We start from the raw sequence: 18,604 nt of genomic DNA on the forward strand, positions 1-18,604 counted from the left end.
GTTTCAGGCCTCCCGGTAAGTGCCTTTGGCCTTGGCGGCCTGGGTGGAGAGAAGGTCCATGAGCACCGGGCTCAGGCAGTCGTACGGCTCGAGGCCTTTGTCGCGCAGCGTCTGGCGCACGTCTGCCATGGCCGAAGGCGGCGTGCCGCTTTCGATGATCGAGGAGACGAAGGCCGCAAAGCCTGGGCCGTCCCAGCCCGCATCCTTCGAAAGCTCCGTGTGAATGAAATCGAGGCCGTAGAACGCGTGGTCCTTCTTCTCGATGCGGCCATAAAGGTGCGTGCCGCAGGCCGTGCAGGCGTGGCGCAGGATCGTGGCCTTGTCGTCCACGACCTTCAGCTTTTCACCGTGCGCCGTGACCGTCACCTTGTCGCGTGGCACGACACCCACCACAGAAAACAGCGCGCCTGTGGGCTTCCAGCACTGCGTACATCCGCAGGCGTGGTTGAACAAGACCTGCGAATCGATGCGCACTTCGACGGGGTCTTGCGCGCACTGGCAGCGCAGCGTGCCGCCTGCGAAGTTCTCCGCGCCTTTCTGGATGCCGCGGTCAACCGTGGGGTGAATGGCTGAGGCCATGGTCTCTCTCCTTCCTTCTGTGTCAGTTCAGTGTCAGTAGTGAACGACGCTCCGGATCGATTTGCCTTCATGCATCAGGTCGAAGGCTTCGTTGATGCCCGTGAGCGGCATCGTGTGGGTGACGAACGGCGCGAGCTGGATCTTGCCCTCCATCGCGTCTTCGACCATGCCCGGCAACTGCGAGCGGCCCTTCACGCCGCCGAAGGCTGTGCCCAACCAGCGGCGGCCGGTCACGAGCTGGAACGGGCGCGTGGAGATTTCCTGACCCGCGCCGGCCACGCCGATGACGACCGACTGGCCCCAGCCGCGGTGCGCGCATTCGAGCGCCGCGCGCATCACGTTGACGTTGCCGATACATTCGAAGCTGTGGTCCACGCCCCAGCCCGTCATGTCGACGATCACCTGCTGAATGGGCTTTTCATGATCCTTTGGATTCACACAGTCGGTGGCGCCAAAGGCGCGCGCCAGGTCGAACTTGCCCGGATTGGTGTCGACAGCGATGATGCGGCCCGCTTTGGCGAGCTTCGCGCCCTGGATCACGGCGAGACCGATGCCGCCGAGGCCAAATACGGCGACGCTATCGCCTTCCTGCACCTTGGCCGTGTTCTTCACGGCGCCGAGGCCCGTGGTCACGCCGCAGCCCAGCAGGCACACCTGCTCGGGATTGGCTTGCGGATTGATCTTGGCGAGCGAGACTTCGGCCACCACGGTGTACTCGCTGAACGTGGAGCAGCCCATGTAGTGGTAGAGCGGCTGGCCGTTGTAGCTGAAGCGGCTCGTGCCGTCGGGCATCACGCCCTTGCCCTGGGTGGCGCGCACGGACACGCACAGATTGGTCTTGCCGCTCTTGCAGAACAGGCACTCGCCGCATTCGGCGGTGTAGAGCGGGATGACATGATCGCCGGGCTTCACGCTCGTCACGCCTTCGCCCACTTCCACGACGATCCCCGCGCCCTCGTGGCCGAGCACGACGGGGAAGAGGCCTTCGGGGTCGTCACCCGAAAGCGTGAAGGCGTCGGTGTGGCAAACGCCGGTATGCGTGATCTTCACCAGGACCTCGCCCTTGCGGGGCGGTTCGACGTCGATCTCGACGATCTCGAGGGGCTTGCCCGGCGCAAACGCAACTGCAGCACGCGATTTCATAGTAGTCCTGTTAAAAAGGGGTTCAGCCAGATCGGGGCGGGAAATCCCGCGGCGAGCTAGCGTAAATAGGTTCGAACGAGGGTCACGACATCATCGATCGATCCCGGGGATTCCGACGATCCTGCAAGGTGGGTGAATTCTTCGCGCAGGTGGCTTTCGAGCACACCGGCCATCACGCCGTTGATCGCGCCGCGAATCGCCGCCAGTTGCTGAAGCACCGGCGCGCAGTCTGCGCCTTCCTCCAGCGCGCGCTCGAGCGCGTCCAGCTGGCCGCGAACCTTGCGAACTCGCGTGAGCACGCGCTTCTTTTCTTCGGGGGAATGAGGCATGACAGCGTCGATTGAGGATACTGTGGGGCAGTATAGGCGAATACTGCTAGGGAGTATACGTTTGCATCGATTTTCTAACGCCATGCCAGGTGAATATCGGGGCTGTTCCCGCTGGGCATGCGGCGCATAATGAGCCCATGTTGGCCCCTGGCCGCGACGAGGTTGTATGCGCTGCACAAACTGCGGATTCGAGAATCTCAGCAAGGCCAGATTCTGCGAAGCATGCGGGACCCTGCTGACGCGCGCGTGTCCCCGCTGCGGGCATGAGGCTGCGGCAGCCGCCCGATTCTGCAACGAGTGCGGGGCGCAACTCGACGAGGTCCCGGAGCCTGCGCGATCCGCGCCGGAGCCTGCGCCCGCGCCAATTCATTACACGCCGCATCACCTCGCCGAGCGCATCCGCGCCGAGCACGTCGCCATGGAGGCAAGAGGCGAGACCGCGGGCGAGCGCAAGACCGTCACCGCGCTCTTCGCGGACATGGCCGGCTCCACGGCCCTGATTCACGGACTCGACCCGGAAGAGGCGCATCACCTGATCGAACCCGTCGTCGCGCTGATGATGGAAGCCGTCCACTATTACGAGGGCTACGTCGCCAAGTCGCTGGGTGACGGCATCCTCGCGCTGTTTGGCGCGCCGATCGCCCACGAAGACCATCCGCAACGCGCGCTGTTCGCGGCGCTGCGCATGCAGCAGGCCATGCGCTGGCACGGCGACCGCATCCGCCTGGAGAAAGGCATTCCCCTGCAGATTCGCGTGGGCGTGCACACCGGCGAGGTCGTCGTGCGCTCGATCCGCACCGACGACCTGCACACCGATTACGACCCGGTTGGCCACACGATCCATATTGCGTCGCGCATGGAGGGCATCGCCACGCCCACGTCGATCCTGGTGAGCGAATCGACTCACAAGCTGGCCGAAGGCTACTTCGATTTCAAGGCGTTGGGAGCCGCTCAGGTCAAGGGCCTGCCCGACCCGCTCCAGGTGTACGAGGTGCTGGGCCCCGGTGCGCTGCGTACGCGATTGCAACTGGCTGCACATCGCGGCCTCGCGCGCTTCGTCGGGCGCGAGACGGAAATGGCCCACCTGCACGAGGCGCTGGAAATAGTGCGGGCGGGGCGCGGACAGGTCGTCGGCGTGGTCGGCGAAGCCGGTGTCGGGAAGTCGCGGCTCTTTCACGAATTCAAGGAGCGTTCCCGGCGAGGGTGCCTGGTGCTGGAAACGTTTTCGGTCTCGCACGGCAAGGCGTTTGCCAATTTGCCGCTGATCGAGCTCTTGAAGAGCTATTTTCAGATCACCGCGCGAGACGATGAGCGGCGTTGCCGTGAAAAAGTCGTCGGCAAGGTGTTGACGCTCGAACGCAGTTTCGAGGACCTCGTGCCGTACCTGCTCTATCTGCTCGGCACCGGCGACTCCGTTCCAGCGCTGGCGGACATGGACCCGAAGGTTCGCCGCGAGCGGACCTTCGACGCGATCACGCAACTTCTGACGCGCGAGAGCCAAAGCCAGCCAATCGAGCTGCTGTTCGAAGACCTGCAATGGCTGGACCGCGAGACCGAGGCGTTCCTCGTCTATCTCGTCGAGCGCGTGCCTGAAACCCGTATCCTGCTGCTCGTGAACTTCCGGCCGGAGTATCGGCCTGTATGGGAATGCAGCCAGCTGCGGCTCGAAGCGCTCGGTCCGGCAGAGGCCCAGGGACTCCTGACGGTTCTGCTCGGCGACGATGCCTCGCTGTTGCCGCTCAAGCAGCGCGTCCTCGAAAAGACGGAGGGCAATCCCTTCTTCATGGAGGAAGTGGTGCAGACGCTCGCGGAGGAGCGCTCGCTCGTCGGCGAGCCGGGCCGCTACCGGCTCGAGCGGACACCGGCCGCGCTGCACATTCCGACCACGGTGCAGGGCGTGCTCGCCGCGCGTATCGACCGGCTCCCGCTCGCGCAGAAGGAGTTGCTGCAATCGCTCGCGGTCATCGGCAAGGAGTTCCCGTTCAGCCTGATCCAGCGCATTTGCGGCGGCCAGCTCGCGCGCACCGACGACGATCTGCGCGAGTTGCTCGCGCACCTTGGCGCCGCGGAGTTTATCTACGAGCGGCCCGCCTACCCGGAGGTCGAGTACTCGTTCAAGCACGCGCTGACGCAGGAAGTGGCGGGCTATTCGCTGCTCACGGAGCGGCGCAGCGCCTTGCACGAGCGCACCGCGAAGGCGATCGAGGCCTTGTTCCCCACACGTATCGCGGATTACTGCAGTGAGCTGGCGCATCACTACAGCCTGAGCGGCAATATTCCCAAGGCGGTGGAATACCTGCACCGCGCCGGGCAGCAGGCGCTGCGGCATGGCGCCGATCCTGACGCGATGCATCACCTCGGCGCCGCCCTGGGTCTGCTCGAGCGATTGCCCGATACGCCCGCGCGCGCGTCGCGCGAGCTGACCTTGCTGCTGACGCTCGGTCCGGCCTTGATGAACGTGCGCGGCTATGGCGCGCCCGAAGTCGCGGCGACCTACACGCGCGCGCGGCAATTGGGCGAGCAGCTCGGCGAGACGTCGCAGCTATTTGCGGCGCTGCTCGGGCTGAGAATCCACAACATGACGCGCGCGCAGTACGCGGTTGCGCGCGAACTGGGTGAGCGCATGCTGCGCATGGCGCAGGATGCGAAGGATCTGGACTGGCTCCTGGAGGCCCACGGCGCACTCGGTGCGTGCCTCTTCCTGCAGGGCGAACTGGACGAGGCCGCCGCGCACGAGGCACAGGCGCTCGCGCTCTATGATCCCGAGCGGCACCAGGCCCATGTGTTCGCTCACGGTGTGGATCCCGGCAGCCGGGCGCTCAACTTCCTGAGCTTGATCCGTTGGCTTCAGGGCTATCCCGATCAGGCGCGCGAGCGCAGCAGGGAAGCGCTTGAACTCGCGCACAAGCTCGGCTACGGGCCGACGCTCGCCTTCTCGCTGGCTTACGCGGCCGAACTGCATCAGTGGCGGCGCGAGGTGCCGCTGGTTCGGGAACGCGCCGAAGCGACCGTCGCCGTCTCGAACGAACACGGTTTGCCGTACTGGCTCGCCTGGGGAATCATTTTGTCGGGCTGGGCGCGCACCGAACCGGGAAGTCTGCAGGACGGGATCGCCCAGTTGCGCGAAGGCTTGCACGTCGAACAGTCCGCTGGCGGCGCGGAACATCGCTCATACTTTCTGGCCATGCTCGCCGACTGCCAGTGGCGCGCCGGCGACGTGGAAGGCGCCCTGCTCACGCTGGAACAAGCCATGGCGATCGTGGACGCAATCGGCGAGCGCTTCTACGAGGCCGAATTGCATCGGCTCAAGGGCGTCATGCTGCTGGGCGCGTCGAGCGAGGAGGCGCAAGCGTGTTTTCTTAAAGCGATTGCGGTGGCTCGCGCGCAGGGCGCCAGGTCGCTGGCGTTGCGCGCGGCGTCGAGTCTGGCGAGGCTGTTGCAGCGTGCAGGTCGGGCAGACGAGGCGAGGCAAGTGCTATCCGAAGTCTTCGACACGTTCACGGAGGGTTTCGACACCGCGGACCTGCAAGAGGCCAGGACATTGCTGGACGCACTCGCATCGAGTGAAGCGTGAAAACGGCGCGTAAAAAAGGCGCATGGAAGATGCGTGAGCGATCGACAACGTGCGTGAATGAGCGTACCGCCCGAGGAGGCGACTCATGACGACGAAGCGAACAAGAAGCCAGAAAACCGATCACGATCCCGCGGCGCCCAGGCAGATCGCGCTGGCGTTGCAGGGGGGCGGGATGCACGGCGCGTTCACATGGGGTGTGCTCGACCGCCTGCTCGAAGACGAGAGGCTCGCGATCGAAGGCGTGAGCGCGACCAGCGCCGGCGCGATGAACGGCGCAGTGCTCGCGTACGGGCTGATGAACGGCGGCGTGGGCGGTGCGCGCCAGGCGTTGCACGACTTCTGGCTGGCGGTGGCCGACTCGGCCGAGCGCCACAACCCCCTGCGCTGGGTGCCGTGGCTCAAGGGCTCGCACAGCTTCGGGCTCGATCATTCGCCGCTCTATGCGGTCGCCGACATCATGCTGCGCGTGTTCTCGCCTTACCAGTTCAATCCGGGCAACGTGAACCCGCTGCGCCAGGTGCTCGAAAGTCAGGTCGACTTTGCCGCGTTGCGCAAGGCATGCCCAATTCTGCTGTACCTGTGCGCGACCAACGTGGAGACGGGAAAAATACGGATATTCACGGGCGAGGACGTCTGCGCGGACGCCGTGCTCGCCTCCGCCTGCGTGCCCACGCTGTTCCATGCCGTCACGATTGCAGGCGAGCACTACTGGGACGGCGGCTATATGGGCAACCCGGCCATTTATCCGCTGATCTATCACTGCAAGTCGCGCGATGTGGTGATCGTCCACATCAACCCGCTCGTGCGCCCAGGCGTCCCGGTCACGGCGGCGGACATTCTGAACCGCGTCAGCGAGATCAGCTTCAACTCGTCGCTCATGCGTGAAATGCGCGCCATTGCCTTCGTCACCGAACTGATCCAGCAAGGCAAGCTCGCTCGCGACGAGATGAAGGAAATGCTGATCCATTCGATCCGATCCGACGCCGCCATGTGCGCGCTCAGCGTGTCGAGCAAGTACAACGCGGATTGGGAATTCCTGTGCGAACTGCGCGACAACGGCCGCAAGGAAGCCGATGCCTGGCTCACGCAGCATTATGCGGATATCGGTGAGCGCTCGAGCATCGATATTCGCGAGGAATTTCTCTGAGCATCGCGCAGGGCGCAAAGGAGAGAGCGGTGAATCGCACGCAGGGGCGCTTCGTCGAGTTATGGTCGCGCAACGGGGGCGCGCGCGGCGAGGCTGTCTATGCCGATCTCGCGCGTCACTATGCGGAACCGGGGCGGCACTATCACACGTTGCGCCACGTGCGCCGCTGCCTGCGCGATTTCGACCTGGCGCGCGGGGCGATTGCGCATGGCGATCTCGTGGAACTGGCGTTGTGGTGCCACGACGTGATCTATGTGCCCGGCGCGAGAGATAACGAACAGCGCAGTGCGGACTGGCTGCGGCGTTGCGCAGACGATCGCATCGCCACATGCGAGCGCATATGCGAAGCGATTCTCGCGACCCGGCACACCCACATTCCCGACGACCTCGATGCGCGCTTCGCTTGCGACATCGATCTGGCATCGCTCGGCGCACCGCGCCGCCAGTTTCGCGACAACGGCATACGCCTGAGAGCCGAACGCCCGGACCTCGACGACCATGCGTACGCCATGCAGGAGCGAAAGATGCTGCAAGGCATGCTCGCACGGCCACGCATCTACCTGACCGACTTCTTTCACTCACATTGCGAGGCAGCCGCGCGCGCCAATCTTGCGTGGCGGCTCGCGCAGCCGGATTAGGGCGCCGGGACATGAGGCCGGCCAGGCAAATCAGGATTTCCTGACCCAAAATTCAGCAAACCCGCGCGCCAATTTACGGCTTAATCGTATGTAGCCGCGCCGTACTCGTGCCGTTATGCCAGTCATGATGCAAACGAACGAACGACGCGAATGCGTACCCATGCCATGCACCCGGAACACGCGCGATCATGACGGACAGTAAAGACCTGCTGAGCGTGCTCAAGTCACAAGTAGCGGAAACGACCACCAGGATTTCGCATCTCGCGGCAAGGTCGCTGGTCATGCAGAAGTTCATCGAGTTGGCGTTGCCGAAACTCACGCCCGCGCAATGCGGCGAGATTCATGGGTCGCTCAGGCAAGTGCTGGAAGACGTCATGTCGGTCATGGACGACGTCACGCTGCCTGGCGCCTATCACGCCGCCTTTCTCGACAAGACCAACGAAATGCTGCGCGCGCTCGAAAAGCGCCAGGCGGATGAGGAATGACTACCTGAGCGCGTTGTCGGCGGGCAGCGCCCGGTTGACGCATTCGGGCGATTCGCTGAACACGATGCGAACCGTCGATCCCGGGCCGCCCCGGCTTTCGATATGAAACTGCGCGCCGATCATGCGCGCGCGCTCCTGCATGCCCTGCAGTCCATACGAATTGCCACGAATCGCTTTCGCCACATCGAACCCGCTTCCATCGTCATGGACTTCGAGTTCGAAATGGTTGTGGATGCAACGCAGGACGACTTCAGCATGCGAGGCCTGCGCGTGCCGGCTGATGTTGGTGAGCGCCTCTTGTACGATGCGGAAAACAGCCGTCGCGCGATCGTCGCTCAATGAAGGCTCACGGCCTTCGAGCCGGAACGTGCAAACCGTCGCGTTGTGCCGCGTGAAGTCCTGAACGAGCCATTCGAGCGCGGAAAGGAGGCCGAAATTCAGCGCCGCCGGCCGCAGATGACTCGCGACGTTGCGCACGATGTCGATGGTGCGTTCGGCCAGACTTCCGATGTCGCCGACCTTTTGTTGCCACTCGGCGCCCTGGTTCAGCGCGAGCCTGAGCAGGGAAACGTTGATCTTGATTGCGGTGAGCAGTTGGCCCAGTTCGTCGTGGATCGTCATCGCGATCTGCCGCCGCTCTTCTTCCCGGATCGATTCCTGGTGCGACGAAAGCTGCCGCAACTGTTCGCGCGAATGCCGAAGCAACTGCTCGGTTCGTGTACGTTCGCGGACTTCCTCCTCGAGTTGATCGCGATGGCGTGTGAGTATCTCCATCGCTTGCTTGCGGCCGGAGATATCGGTCAACTGTCCTTCGAGGCATTGGGCGCCTGCGCCGTCGTAGCGTATGCCGCGGGCGTTGAGCTGGCACCATACCGCGCTGCCGTCGGTACGAGTCAGCTCGATTTCCAGGCCTGCGATCTTGCCCGCCAGTTGCAGCATCGCGAACAATTGCGCCGTATGCCCGCTGGAGAATGGCGGTGGCGGAGCCTGAACTGCGCGCGCGCTATCGCGAAGCACCGACATCATGCTTTGAACGTCGCGATAGCCGAGCAGTTGGGCCATCGCGGGGTTGGCGTCGCAGAGTCTGCCGTTGCGATCGAGTACGAAGAATCCTTCGAGTGAATTTTCGATGATGCTGCGGTATTTGCGCTCGCTCTCCCTGAGCGACGCCGTCGAGTCGCTCAGCCGCTCCGCCATCACGTTGACGCGCGCGGCGAGGCGGCCGAGTTCGACACTGGATTCGATGGCGCACCGGCTGTCCAGATCGCCGGATGCGATGCGGTCGACCATTTCCTCCAGGCGTCGTATGGGTTCGCGCACCAGATGTTTGATGAGCAGAAAGGTCGTGACGTACACCACGGCGAGCACCAGCGCCAGTGTCCCCAGCACCGCTGCGCGCGCGGCCTCGAAGCCCCGGTCGGCAGCGGCTCTCGTCAATACCACGCGGACCTCGCCGATCTTTTCGGGGGGTGCATTGCCGGGTGGCGTGAATTCTATCGGCCGCACGCGAACCACGCGCGCCTGCGGGTCGGGCATGGGCGCATTGCTCGCGTCGGCGAGCACGCCATAATTGGTCGCGGTCACGGTGAAGCTCACCACCTCCGGATTCGGCTTCAGCACATTCAGTTGCCGCGCAATCGCCTCGCGATCGACATTCCAGAGCGGCTGCGCAAGCGACTGGCTCAGCAGATCGGCAATGCGGTTCGCCCGGTCGTCGAGTTCCGTGATCCGGCGTTCGCGCGCATGCTCCAGCAGAAAGAATGCCGACGTGCCCGCCACCAGCGTACAGAGCACCAGCAGCGAGAGCATGAGCTGCGCATGCAGGCTGCGTGGGAAGCGGGCGCGCGAAAGGAAATGCAACGGGGTTTGCAACATCACGCGGCCTTCGAAGCGGAATTGAGCAGGGCGTCGAGATTGAAGGAATAAGCGCCTGCGCGCCGGCTTTGAATGCGCGAGAAGCCGCTGAAGTCGGGGGACGTGCGGCCTTCAAATGCAACCTCGGCGTAACGCCCGGCGTCGCTGCCGTCGAGCACTTTCAGGTAGTCGAGCCGCTGGCGCGGTCCGCCGACTTGCGCAAAGTCCGCGCCATAGTGGTAGTCGTGAAGGAGGACCATCGCGCAGGCGCCGATGAACTGGTCGCCGGCCACGATCGCAGCCAGTTCGCCGCGAATGACCGAAGCCACTGCTTCGGGCAGCGCACCGAGACCGCCAACGATGGTGGACAGATGCCGTTCCTGCACTGCGCTCAATGCGCCAAGCGTCATCGAATCGTTGGCAGCCCAAAGGATATTCGCATCGGGATACCGCGAGAGCAGCACGCGTGCCTTGTCGCGGCCGTCGGAAAAGCTCCAGTCGCCATACACGAGCTGATCGATACGGTCCTGCGGCCGGCGCGCCAGCGCGGCCTGCACCCCGGCGGCGCGCTCCGCCGAAACCGGCGTGGCGGGGTCGCCGGTAATGCCGATCACGCGTGCGGGCCCACTGCCGTTCAAACGGCTCAGGTAGTCCATGAGACGAAAGCTTCCGCGCCCGGCATCGGCGGTGACGGTGCCGATCCAGTTCGCGATCCGGCCGCGCTCGTTGCCCGTTTGCGTCCGCTCGGCCTCGGTCAGATCGTTGTGGATCAGCAGCACCTTGGCAGGCGAGCGCGCCAGCGTTTGCAGCATCTGGGGCGCGGCCATCTTTTCATTGACGATCACCACGTAGTCGGGCGGCTCCGCGCGCACGGCCACAGATTCGGCCTGGCGCAGCATCAGCAGATGATCGCGTTCCGCATAGAGCACCTCGAGCCGCATGCCGAAACGTCTCGCTGTCGTGGCCATGAAGCGCGAAACGAGTTGCCAGTGTTGGCCCGTATCGTGTTCGACGCTTTCGCCCGGATTCAGAAACACGACGCTCGCTGGCGGGCGGCTGAGCGGCAACGCCATGGTCGCCCGCATCGTCACGAGGCTCGCGCCTATGCCGACGCAATGCGCGATCATCTGTCTTCTGTTCATACGAAATCAGCGTATGCCACGCGGGGCATTGTGTGGAACCGAAGGGGCAGTCGCGCGCAGCATAACGCGACGTAATCTCGCCGACAATCGGCGTTACTTCGGGCGAGGAGAGTCATTCAAGCTGGAATTCAAGGGTGCGATTGCCGATCGAAGCCCGGAATTCAGGATTTCCTGACACGAAATTCAGGATTCCCCTTTACCGTTTGCAGTCGAAGACGACTGCACGCGAACTTTGGCGGGATCATCATGACGTCAGCAAAACTTCGACGCTTCAGAGGCGACGCGCGATGATTTCCGAGTGGGGCGAAGGTCTGGCGCGCGTTCAGCACGTGAATACGATCTGCATGCGGCTGTTCGATACGTGGTGCGAATCCCGCAACGTCACGCCGCTCGCTTATTTGATGCACTGCTGGCCGCTATCGGACGGCCGCGCGGGCACGATACGGCGTTTGCAGGAAAGCATGAAAGACTTGCGCCGCAACCACGCCGACAAACTCGATCTGTACGCGCTATCGGCGCTCGGCGAACTCGCGCGCAGTCTCGATGAACTGATCGACCGTGCGTACACGCCCGCGAGGCAGTCGTTCGCCATGCAGCGCACGCAGGGCTAACGGGGGCGCGCGAATCCGTATTACCCGCATACGTGATAACGGGTGGCCGAAGGGCCATGGCTTTGGCAACAAGGACAAAACAAAGGAACCAGGGCCGGAGCAACCATGGGCATGATGATTGACTCGCAGGCCGCGGCAACGATCCCCTGCACGATTCTGGTCGCAGGCGGCACGCCGAACGAGACCCGGTTGATCGCCGACCACCTCGTATGGGAAGGCTTTCAGGTGCTCGCCGCGAACAACAGCCGCGAAGTGCTGGAGCGCGCGTGCCTCTCTCAGCCGGAACTGATTCTGCTGGACGCGGAGGCCGCCAGCGTGGGTGCGTTCGCCACCTGTCGTAGCCTGAAGTCAGACGAGCGCACGCGCGATATTCCGGTGGTGCTCATGATGCCCGCAGGCAATCATCGGCACCTGGCCGATGGTTTCAGGGCCGGCGCGGCCGACCATGTGCGCAAGCCCGTGCAACTGGCGGAGTTGATGGTCAGAGTGCGGACGCACGTCGCGTTGCGATCGGCGTACCGGCGGCTAGCCACGCAACAGGGCAGCCTGAACGCGTGCGAAACGCGCTTTCGCGCGATCGTCGAGTCGGGTCCGGTGGCAATGGGCATCACCTCGATGCCCGACGGCCGTCTTCTTTATTCCAACGCGCGGTTTCGCGAACTGTTTCGGCTCGATGAAGCGGCGTGCATGGACGTCGATATTGTCGACTTTTACGTCGATCCGATGGAGCGCGAGCGACTGGTGCGTTGTCTCGCTGCGCAAGGCAGCTTCGGCGACGCCGAGGTGAAACTGCGCCGGCCGGACGGGACGCAGTTCTGGGCCATGGCGACCGCGCGGTTGTCGAACTATGACGGCGCGCCCGCCATTTACGTGGGCCTGCATGATATCTCCGGCCGCAAGCGCGTGGAGGATGAACTCGTGCGCTCGCGCGAGCAGCAGCGCGCCTTGTCGGCTTACCTGGAAGGGATCAGGGAAGACGAGCGCAAGCGCAGCGCGCTGGAGATCCAGGACGAACTGGGCCAGTTGCTGACTGCGCTGAAAATGGATGTCTCGCTGCTGAGGATGCGGCTTACCGACGACCCCGAGGCGATCGGGCGAGCCGACGACATGCGCGAACTGGTCGAAGGCACGATCTGGATGGTGCGCAACGTGGCGAGCCATCTGCGGCCCGCCGCGCTCAACTTCGGCCTCGTTTCGGCGCTCGAGTGGCTGACCGGTCAATGGAGCCGGCACAACGCCATTCCGTGCGAACTGCACATTGCAAACGGCGAGCCCGCGTTGTCCGACATGCAGGCCACGGCGCTCTTTCGCATCGTGGAGGCTGCGTTGACGAACGTCGCGCGCCACGCGGCGGCGCAGAGCGTCGAGGTCGTGCTCACCACCGGGCCGCGCTCGCTCGACCTGCGTGTTCGCGACGACGGCCGCGGATTCGACGTGGCTGGCGCGCACGCAAAGTACGCATACGGTCTGCTTGGCATGACCGAGCGAGCAAGGCTGATTGGTGGTACGTTGAGAATCGACAGTCAGCCTTGCAAAGATCCCACCATCGGCATTGCGTCCGGCACCACGATTTCGATCCATGTTCCGCTAGAAGACACCCATGATCAGGATACTCATCGCCGATGACCATGCCATCGTGCGTGGCGGACTCAAGCAGATCCTCGCGACGACGGCCGACATGGTCGTGACGGCGGAGGCGGGCCAAGGTTCGGAGGTGATCGAAAAGCTGAGGACCTGCGAAGTCGACCTGTTGCTGCTGGACATGACGATGCCGGGTATCAGCGGCGTCGATCTCATCCGCCGCGTGCGCGCCGAGGAGCCCGCGTTGCCGGTGCTGGTGCTCAGCATCCACAACGAGGCGCAGGTCGCGTCGCGCGCGCTGCGGGCCGGCGCCACGGGCTATGTGACGAAGGACAGCGATCCGGAGGTGCTGCTGGCCGCGATTCGCAAGCTCGCGGACGGCGGCCGCTTCATCGACCCGAAGCTCGTCGACGCCATGGTGTTCGAGAAGCATTCGGGCGATGTCCCGCCGCACGAGGTGCTCTCGGACCGCGAGTTCCAGGTGCTGCAGATGCTCGCGTCGGGCAAGAGCATCAACGATATCGCCGATGCGTGCGCGCTCAGCGCCAAGACGATCAGCACGCACAAGATGCGGCTGATGCAAAAGCTCGGGCTGGGCAATAACGCCGAGGTGATCCGTTATGCGATCCGGCATGGCCTGGTGGGCGAGTGAAGGGCGGCCGCGCGCGGGGTGAAGGAAATCCTGACACGCGAAGCAGCCATTCCCGAGGGAACTATCTACCCGTCCCGATGGCGGCCGTTTTTACGGCTGCCTACGATGCTTTCACGTGAAGCGTGGGGGGCGGCGATGGCGGTGCGGCAGTCGTTAGGGGCAGCAGTCGTGAAGTGGCTGAACCCCACCAGCAGGCAGACAGTGCGGGTCGTGACGGTGCATCGCGCTCCGTCCGGGCGGATAGCGAGTGTGTTCATCGAGGCGCAGACAGCGGACGGACCGCGCGCCTTGTTTTTCTTCCGCCATCCCGACCGTGGATGGCAAGTGTTTCCCCCCGACATCCTGCGTCCTTCGATGGGTGCGGCTCGCGTAGTAACAGGAATTTAGCGGCAGGTCGGCCGCGAGCGGAGATTGCACATGGAAGAGATCGCGCCGGACGAGGTGCCGTCCCACTACGAGACGAAGCTACGCGACTGGATGAGCCGGTGGTACGACCACGCCGTGGCGCAAGGGCTCGTGCGTCCGCCGTTTTTGCTCGACGACGCCAAGGCCGAGCGACTCGAAGGTTATTTCGCGGCCGGATTGTCGCCATCGGAAGGTGCGCAGGCTTTCTTTGGCCCTGCGCACTGACGCCTTCGTCGCGGCGGGCCCTCATGCGTTCGTGAGTCGGTCCAGCAAATGCCGAAGTCGTCGGGCCTGGGCAGGCATGATTTCCGGGGTGGCCGCAACGCGCTGTACGCGATCGAGCCAATAGCGCGGACCGAACACGTCGATGTTGTCATCGACGGCAATGGCGATTTCGAGGTGCGTGATGGCGCCATCGAGATTCTTCGCCGTATAGGCGCTTTCGCCCCGAGCGCCGGTTTTAGCGTCCTGGCGTGTCATTGCACGCAACGTGCCCTGATTGGCGCGCTTCGGCCGCTCGAATGTTTCTTGTTCAATTGCAATTATCATTATTTTGCCTTGCCTTCGAATATTGTCTGCCACGCGCGCGAATGGCTATTTGCGTTTTGCGATTTGCATCGCGACCCCGTCGTGATTTCGGTGCGCGTGTTGCTTTTCTTTCCGGCCTCGAATATCGGAGAGTAAGCAGCGATCGTGCCAGCGCCGCGCGGCCCCGTGGTGGTGGGCTATGGCAGCGTGTGAGAGGGCGGCGCAGGACGTTTTCGTCCGGAGATAAGGCCGGGAGTGGACGATTTCGTCCAATTCCCGGCAAGGCTTGCTGGCGTGGCTGATAACGGCCTTGGCGGCCTTAGCGGCCTAAGGCGGCCCCCTGGCCGCCCGCTCCGGGAGAAGCTTCGTGGCGCAGTTCGGCGAGCAACGCCATTGCGCCCGCAATGCGGCTGGTCGATTCGGCCGATTGGTCCCGCAACGCGCGAGCAAGCGTATCGATCGCTTCGGCGCGGCGCCCCGTGGAGCGCAAGAGGTCCGCGAGATAACGCGCGGCATCCACGCGGGCGGGCACCGAACCGAACGCGAGCGCCGTTGAAAGGGCGGTTCGCAATCCCTGCTCGGCAGAGATCAGGTCGCCGAGCGCCCATTGCGCACGCGCGCGGGTCACCAGCAGTTCGCCTAGGTGGGCGCGCTCCTGGCGGGCGAGGGTTTCGTCGACCGCGGCGGCCAGCATCGCTTCGCATTGTTCCGCGCGGCCGGATCGCAGCAGCAGTTCGCCGTGCTCCCACATCTTGAAGGAATAGAACAGCGCGCCGCCGTTGCAGACCACGTGGTTGTCGTAACCTTCGAGCATGATGGCTTCGGCTTCCGCGTTCAGGCCTTGCGCGCTGAGATGGACGCCGCGGAATATCTGGCCCATGCCGCGATAGAAAGCGAAGCCGTTGGCGATCGACACCGATTCGAGTTCGCTTGCGAGCGGCCCGCGCCGCGCCGAATCGTCGAAAAGGCTGGCGAGCCACGCGGCGCCCTGCAGATTGACGGCGTGCGCCAGGGCGTGCGGTCCCGGCTCGCTGGCGCGCAGGATCAGCATTTCCATTGCACGCCGGGCTTGCGCGAACTCGCCGATCTGGTAGGCGGCCAGGCCTTCGAACGTCAACGCGAGACTCGCCAGATCGATTCCCTGCGAGCCCGTGCGCACATCGTCTCTCGTCACGCCGAGCAGATTGCCGCGCGCGAGGCAGGCCAGTGCTTCTTCGCTGTCGCCGAGCCAGTACAGGGTGTTGGCCATGGCGACGTGCGCCTCGTCGAGCGACACGCGGTCCCCGCTGTTCTGCGCGCGCAGCAGCATCTCCTGTGCGGTGCCGCGCGCCTGCTTGAGCTGGAGCGTCGTCAACTGGGTGGTCCAGATGCCGAACTGGATCGCCGCGATTTCGCCGGGCTCGCAAATCCCTTCCCCGATTTCGAGCGCCGCCGCATAACAGGCCGTGGCCTCTGCGTACAGCCAGCCGTGCACGCTGCGCAGGCTCATGCCGAGCAGCCGGTAGGCGTCGAACTGGGTGCGCCGCGCGCTGGCTTCGTCACGGCTTGTTTGCAGCGCGTCGAGGCAACGCCGCAAATGCGGAATGGCATCGGCGAAGCGCGACGCATCGATCAGCGCGCTCGCGTGTTCGAGACTCTTGTGCGCTTCGCGATGGTGTTCCTCGCGCGACTTCAGACGGCGCTCGACTGTTTTGCGCCCGACGCCGAGCAAGCTGGCGGCGGCGCTCTTGTTTCCGGCGGTGCGTTCCAGCGCGCGATCGATGAGGAGATCCTCGGCGGCAGCGAGCTTGTCGCGTCCCTCGAGTTGCAGCAGCATGTCCGCGAGCGTGGCGCGCGAAACCGATCCGGCCGTTTCGCTCAGGAGAAATGGCTCGAGCGTGTCCTCATCGATCAGCGGCCTTTCGGCGAGCACGCTCAACTGGCTGATCAGGTTGCGCAATTGCCGGATGTGCCCCGGCCACGCATGCCGGCCGAGCCGCCGCAGTGCAGCCGGCTCGAACTCGATGCGACGCTCCTGCTGCGAGGCGAAATGGGCGGCGAGCGCGGGAATGTCCTCCGCGCGCTGCTCGAGTCCGGGCACGGCCAGCACGAAAACCGCGAGCCGGTAGAACAGGTCCTCGCGAAACAGCCCTTGGTGCGCCAGTTCGCGTAGATCGCGATGTGTCGAGGCGACGACGCGCCCCTCGAAGCGCAGGCTCGACGAGGCGCCGACCGGCCGGAACGTCCGCGTTTCGAGTGCGCGCAGGAGCTTGGGCTGCAGCGCGAGCGGCAGCTCGCCGATTTCGTCGAGCAGCAGCGTGCCTTTGCCAACCTGCTGCAGGAGCCCCGGACGGGTCTCGCCGGCGCCAGTGAACGCGCCTTTGACGTGGCCGAACAGTTCCGCTTCGACAAGATGTTCGGGAATCGCACCGCAGTTGACGTCGACGAACGGTTGATCGCGGCGCAGGCTGCGCGTGTGCACGCGGCGCGCAACGAGTTCCTTGCCCGACCCGGTTGGCCCGATGATGAGCAACGTGTGATCGGTGGGCGCGACGCGATCGATCATCCTGATCAGCTGGCGAAACGCCGGCGCCTCGCCAATGAGCGCGTCGTAGCCCGCTTTTTCGCCGGAAAGGGGAGCGAAGGGGAAAGTACTCATTGCCTCGTAGGCTCCAGATAAACGCGTGGCATTTTTTTATGATTGTCCCGGAGAGTGCGATCGTAGACCGCGCATCGATCCCGCCCTCCGGTTAGCGGTTCGAGGGCGGACAGCGCAAGCACAGTCTGTCCGGAAAGCTCACTAGAACCTGCAATTTTCGAGCTTGTAGCGCGAAGGGGACTTGCCGCTATTCTCAAGAAAGAAACGCGAGAACGCGGAAGGAGAAGAGAAGCCGAGGAGATCGCTCACCGCGGCAACCGAATAATCGGCGAGAGGCAGCAAGCGCCTCGCCTCCTCGAGCCGCGCATGGGACAGGATTGCCTGGAAGTTCGTCCCTTCACTTTGCAAGCGCCGGTGCAGGGTCGAGCGTGAAATGCCAAGGCGACCGCAGACTTCCTCCATGGGATTCGAAAACGGCAGGCCGGCATGCGCCTCGCGAATCAGCTTCGTCACGAATTCTTCGATCCTCGAAGAGAAGGAATGGCCGAGAAGAAAGCGGCTGATGTCGGCATCGGCCTGCCCGCAGAGAATGTTTTCGGTGATCTCGTTGTACTTGCAATACGGCGTGTCCGGCGCCCCCGTTTTCATCACCATTCGATTGCGGTTTTGCCTGAATTTCACCGTCGCGCCGCACAGGTGCGATAGCTGGGAGACGGGCGCAAACGATTCTCCGGTCAGCTCGATCTGGGTGGGATACGGTTCATTGTCGTTGTACTGATCGGCCAGGCGAATGAGCAGCAGAAAGTTATAGAAAGCGCTCGAAGAACTCCTGCCCGCACCGTCCAGAACGTATTCGAATTCGAAGGTCTGCCCAGCGCGCCTGGCCTTCACGGTGTCGACATTGCCGATCAAAACCCGGTAGCGCAGGAACTGGTCAAAGGCCTTCGTCAACGTCGGGCTATTCGTCACGATCGCCAATAACGTGCTAATGGGCGCGCGAAATGAATAACTCGAGAAAATTTCCAGCCGCTCCGAAGCCTGGTAGCCAGGTTCGAGCAGATTGAGCATGGCAATGTGCTTGTGAGCGGGTATGCGTCCGTCCGGATGCGCGAGTTCGGCCTCGGTGATGCCGGTGAGGCGCGTGAAATCGTGCGGCGACATGCCGTGTTCAACAGCGGACTTGAGCGAAAGTTGGGCAAGGACGTTTGAAACGGTCTTTTGATCGATCGTCATGGGAGACACCATGGAACGGGGAAACGTCGCCTCGGCTAACCGCTTGTAGCAGGTGACTTTAGCATCCTTGCTTCAAACCTCAAACGGCCTGATGCGTTCGAATATCGAATCGGCATGATCCGATG

General features: G+C 63.9%; 16 protein-coding genes. 9 read left to right on the top strand and 7 right to left on the bottom strand.

Annotated elements, in window-relative coordinates; translation table 11 throughout:
* Positions 1-3: 3 nt before the first annotated feature.
* The 3 genes from gfa to frmR are packed head-to-tail and all read right to left on the bottom strand — an operon-like array spanning position 4 to position 2,051.
* Positions 4-579: an S-(hydroxymethyl)glutathione synthase gene (gfa, locus tag VSR72_RS18030; RefSeq protein ID WP_342953702.1), complete on the bottom strand. Its 576-nt coding sequence runs from the start codon at positions 577-579 to the stop codon at positions 4-6.
* A 33-nt stretch (positions 580-612) separates the two neighbouring features.
* The gene (locus tag VSR72_RS18035) at positions 613-1,722 is read right to left on the bottom strand and encodes an S-(hydroxymethyl)glutathione dehydrogenase/class III alcohol dehydrogenase (RefSeq protein ID WP_342953703.1); all 1,110 of its coding nucleotides are present in this window, start codon (positions 1,720-1,722) and stop codon (positions 613-615) included.
* Between the two features lie 56 nt (positions 1,723-1,778).
* The gene (gene frmR, locus VSR72_RS18040) at positions 1,779-2,051 is read right to left on the bottom strand and encodes a formaldehyde-responsive transcriptional repressor FrmR (protein ID WP_342953704.1); all 273 of its coding nucleotides are present in this window, start codon (positions 2,049-2,051) and stop codon (positions 1,779-1,781) included.
* 166 nt (positions 2,052-2,217) lie between these two features.
* On the opposite strand from frmR, the gene VSR72_RS18045 reads away from it, so the two are divergent.
* From VSR72_RS18045 to VSR72_RS18060, 4 genes are all read left to right on the top strand, one after another.
* Positions 2,218-5,625 (top strand): adenylate/guanylate cyclase domain-containing protein, encoded by a 3,408-nt coding sequence (locus tag VSR72_RS18045; RefSeq protein WP_342953705.1) that lies wholly within the window; start codon positions 2,218-2,220, stop codon positions 5,623-5,625.
* A gap of 85 nt (positions 5,626-5,710) precedes the next feature.
* Positions 5,711-6,772, top strand: a complete 1,062-nt coding sequence (locus VSR72_RS18050) for a patatin-like phospholipase family protein (protein WP_342953706.1) — start codon at positions 5,711-5,713, stop codon at positions 6,770-6,772.
* A gap of 29 nt (positions 6,773-6,801) precedes the next feature.
* Positions 6,802-7,410 carry a hypothetical protein gene (locus VSR72_RS18055; protein ID WP_342953707.1) on the top strand — a complete coding sequence of 203 codons (609 nt, stop codon included), beginning with the start codon at positions 6,802-6,804 and terminating at the stop codon, positions 7,408-7,410.
* Positions 7,411-7,598: 188 nt separating this feature from the next.
* Positions 7,599-7,895: a hypothetical protein gene (locus VSR72_RS18060; RefSeq protein ID WP_342953708.1), complete on the top strand. Its 297-nt coding sequence runs from the start codon at positions 7,599-7,601 to the stop codon at positions 7,893-7,895.
* Here the strand turns inward: VSR72_RS18060 and VSR72_RS18065 are convergent, their stop codons facing one another.
* A complete protein-coding gene (locus VSR72_RS18065) occupies positions 7,896-9,770 on the bottom strand; it encodes a PAS domain S-box protein (protein ID WP_342953734.1) in 1,875 nt (624 codons plus the stop codon).
* Positions 9,770-10,891, bottom strand: coding sequence for an ABC transporter substrate-binding protein (locus VSR72_RS18070; protein WP_342953709.1), 1,122 nt, complete (start codon positions 10,889-10,891; stop codon positions 9,770-9,772). Before VSR72_RS18070 ends, VSR72_RS18065 begins: the two co-directional genes overlap by 1 nt.
* A gap of 287 nt (positions 10,892-11,178) precedes the next feature.
* Here VSR72_RS18070 and VSR72_RS18075 point away from each other — a divergent pair, with 287 nt between their 5' ends.
* From VSR72_RS18075 to VSR72_RS18095, 5 genes are all read left to right on the top strand, one after another.
* Complete coding sequence (locus tag VSR72_RS18075) at positions 11,179-11,502, top strand: hypothetical protein (RefSeq protein WP_342953710.1); 324 nt, start codon at positions 11,179-11,181, stop codon at positions 11,500-11,502.
* Between the two features lie 105 nt (positions 11,503-11,607).
* A complete protein-coding gene (locus VSR72_RS18080; protein WP_342953711.1) occupies positions 11,608-13,128 on the top strand; it encodes a histidine kinase in 1,521 nt (506 codons plus the stop codon).
* The gene (locus VSR72_RS18085; RefSeq protein ID WP_069263858.1) at positions 13,103-13,735 is read left to right on the top strand and encodes a response regulator transcription factor; all 633 of its coding nucleotides are present in this window, start codon (positions 13,103-13,105) and stop codon (positions 13,733-13,735) included. Before VSR72_RS18080 ends, VSR72_RS18085 begins: the two co-directional genes overlap by 26 nt.
* 417 nt (positions 13,736-14,152) lie before the next feature.
* Positions 14,153-14,365 (top strand): hypothetical protein, encoded by a 213-nt coding sequence (locus VSR72_RS18090; protein ID WP_342953712.1) that lies wholly within the window; start codon positions 14,153-14,155, stop codon positions 14,363-14,365.
* A gap of 48 nt (positions 14,366-14,413) precedes the next feature.
* Positions 14,414-14,824: a hypothetical protein gene (locus tag VSR72_RS18095; RefSeq protein WP_342953713.1), complete on the top strand. Its 411-nt coding sequence runs from the start codon at positions 14,414-14,416 to the stop codon at positions 14,822-14,824.
* A 163-nt stretch (positions 14,825-14,987) separates the two neighbouring features.
* Here the strand turns inward: VSR72_RS18095 and VSR72_RS18100 are convergent, their stop codons facing one another.
* Both VSR72_RS18100 and VSR72_RS18105 read right to left on the bottom strand, forming a co-directional pair.
* The gene (locus VSR72_RS18100; protein WP_342953714.1) at positions 14,988-17,306 is read right to left on the bottom strand and encodes a sigma-54 dependent transcriptional regulator; all 2,319 of its coding nucleotides are present in this window, start codon (positions 17,304-17,306) and stop codon (positions 14,988-14,990) included.
* Positions 17,307-17,447: 141 nt separating this feature from the next.
* The gene (locus VSR72_RS18105; protein ID WP_342953715.1) at positions 17,448-18,491 is read right to left on the bottom strand and encodes a helix-turn-helix domain-containing protein; all 1,044 of its coding nucleotides are present in this window, start codon (positions 18,489-18,491) and stop codon (positions 17,448-17,450) included.
* Positions 18,492-18,604: the final 113 nt, after the last annotated feature.

Source organism: Paraburkholderia sp. JHI869, from assembly GCF_038900775.1.
Taxonomy (GTDB): domain Bacteria; phylum Pseudomonadota; class Gammaproteobacteria; order Burkholderiales; family Burkholderiaceae; genus Paraburkholderia.

What these genes read in the sequence shown, in the direction of transcription:
- gfa (WP_342953702.1), bottom strand. Translation starts at nt 579, where the DNA reads ATGGCCTCAGCCATTCACCCCACGGTTGACCGCGGCATCCAGAAAGGC.
- VSR72_RS18035 (WP_342953703.1), bottom strand. Translation starts at nt 1,722, where the DNA reads ATGAAATCGCGTGCTGCAGTTGCGTTTGCGCCGGGCAAGCCCCTCGAG.
- frmR (WP_342953704.1), bottom strand. Translation starts at nt 2,051, where the DNA reads ATGCCTCATTCCCCCGAAGAAAAGAAGCGCGTGCTCACGCGAGTTCGC.
- VSR72_RS18045 (WP_342953705.1), top strand. Translation starts at nt 2,218, where the DNA reads ATGCGCTGCACAAACTGCGGATTCGAGAATCTCAGCAAGGCCAGATTC.
- VSR72_RS18050 (WP_342953706.1), top strand. Translation starts at nt 5,711, where the DNA reads ATGACGACGAAGCGAACAAGAAGCCAGAAAACCGATCACGATCCCGCG.
- VSR72_RS18060 (WP_342953708.1), top strand. Translation starts at nt 7,599, where the DNA reads ATGACGGACAGTAAAGACCTGCTGAGCGTGCTCAAGTCACAAGTAGCG.
- VSR72_RS18065 (WP_342953734.1), bottom strand. Translation starts at nt 9,770, where the DNA reads ATGTTGCAAACCCCGTTGCATTTCCTTTCGCGCGCCCGCTTCCCACGC.
- VSR72_RS18070 (WP_342953709.1), bottom strand. Translation starts at nt 10,891, where the DNA reads ATGAACAGAAGACAGATGATCGCGCATTGCGTCGGCATAGGCGCGAGC.
- VSR72_RS18075 (WP_342953710.1), top strand. Translation starts at nt 11,179, where the DNA reads ATGATTTCCGAGTGGGGCGAAGGTCTGGCGCGCGTTCAGCACGTGAAT.
- VSR72_RS18080 (WP_342953711.1), top strand. Translation starts at nt 11,608, where the DNA reads ATGGGCATGATGATTGACTCGCAGGCCGCGGCAACGATCCCCTGCACG.
- VSR72_RS18085 (WP_069263858.1), top strand. Translation starts at nt 13,103, where the DNA reads ATGATCAGGATACTCATCGCCGATGACCATGCCATCGTGCGTGGCGGA.
- VSR72_RS18090 (WP_342953712.1), top strand. Translation starts at nt 14,153, where the DNA reads ATGGAAGAGATCGCGCCGGACGAGGTGCCGTCCCACTACGAGACGAAG.
- VSR72_RS18095 (WP_342953713.1), top strand. Translation starts at nt 14,414, where the DNA reads ATGCCGAAGTCGTCGGGCCTGGGCAGGCATGATTTCCGGGGTGGCCGC.
- VSR72_RS18100 (WP_342953714.1), bottom strand. Translation starts at nt 17,306, where the DNA reads ATGAGTACTTTCCCCTTCGCTCCCCTTTCCGGCGAAAAAGCGGGCTAC.
- VSR72_RS18105 (WP_342953715.1), bottom strand. Translation starts at nt 18,491, where the DNA reads ATGGTGTCTCCCATGACGATCGATCAAAAGACCGTTTCAAACGTCCTT.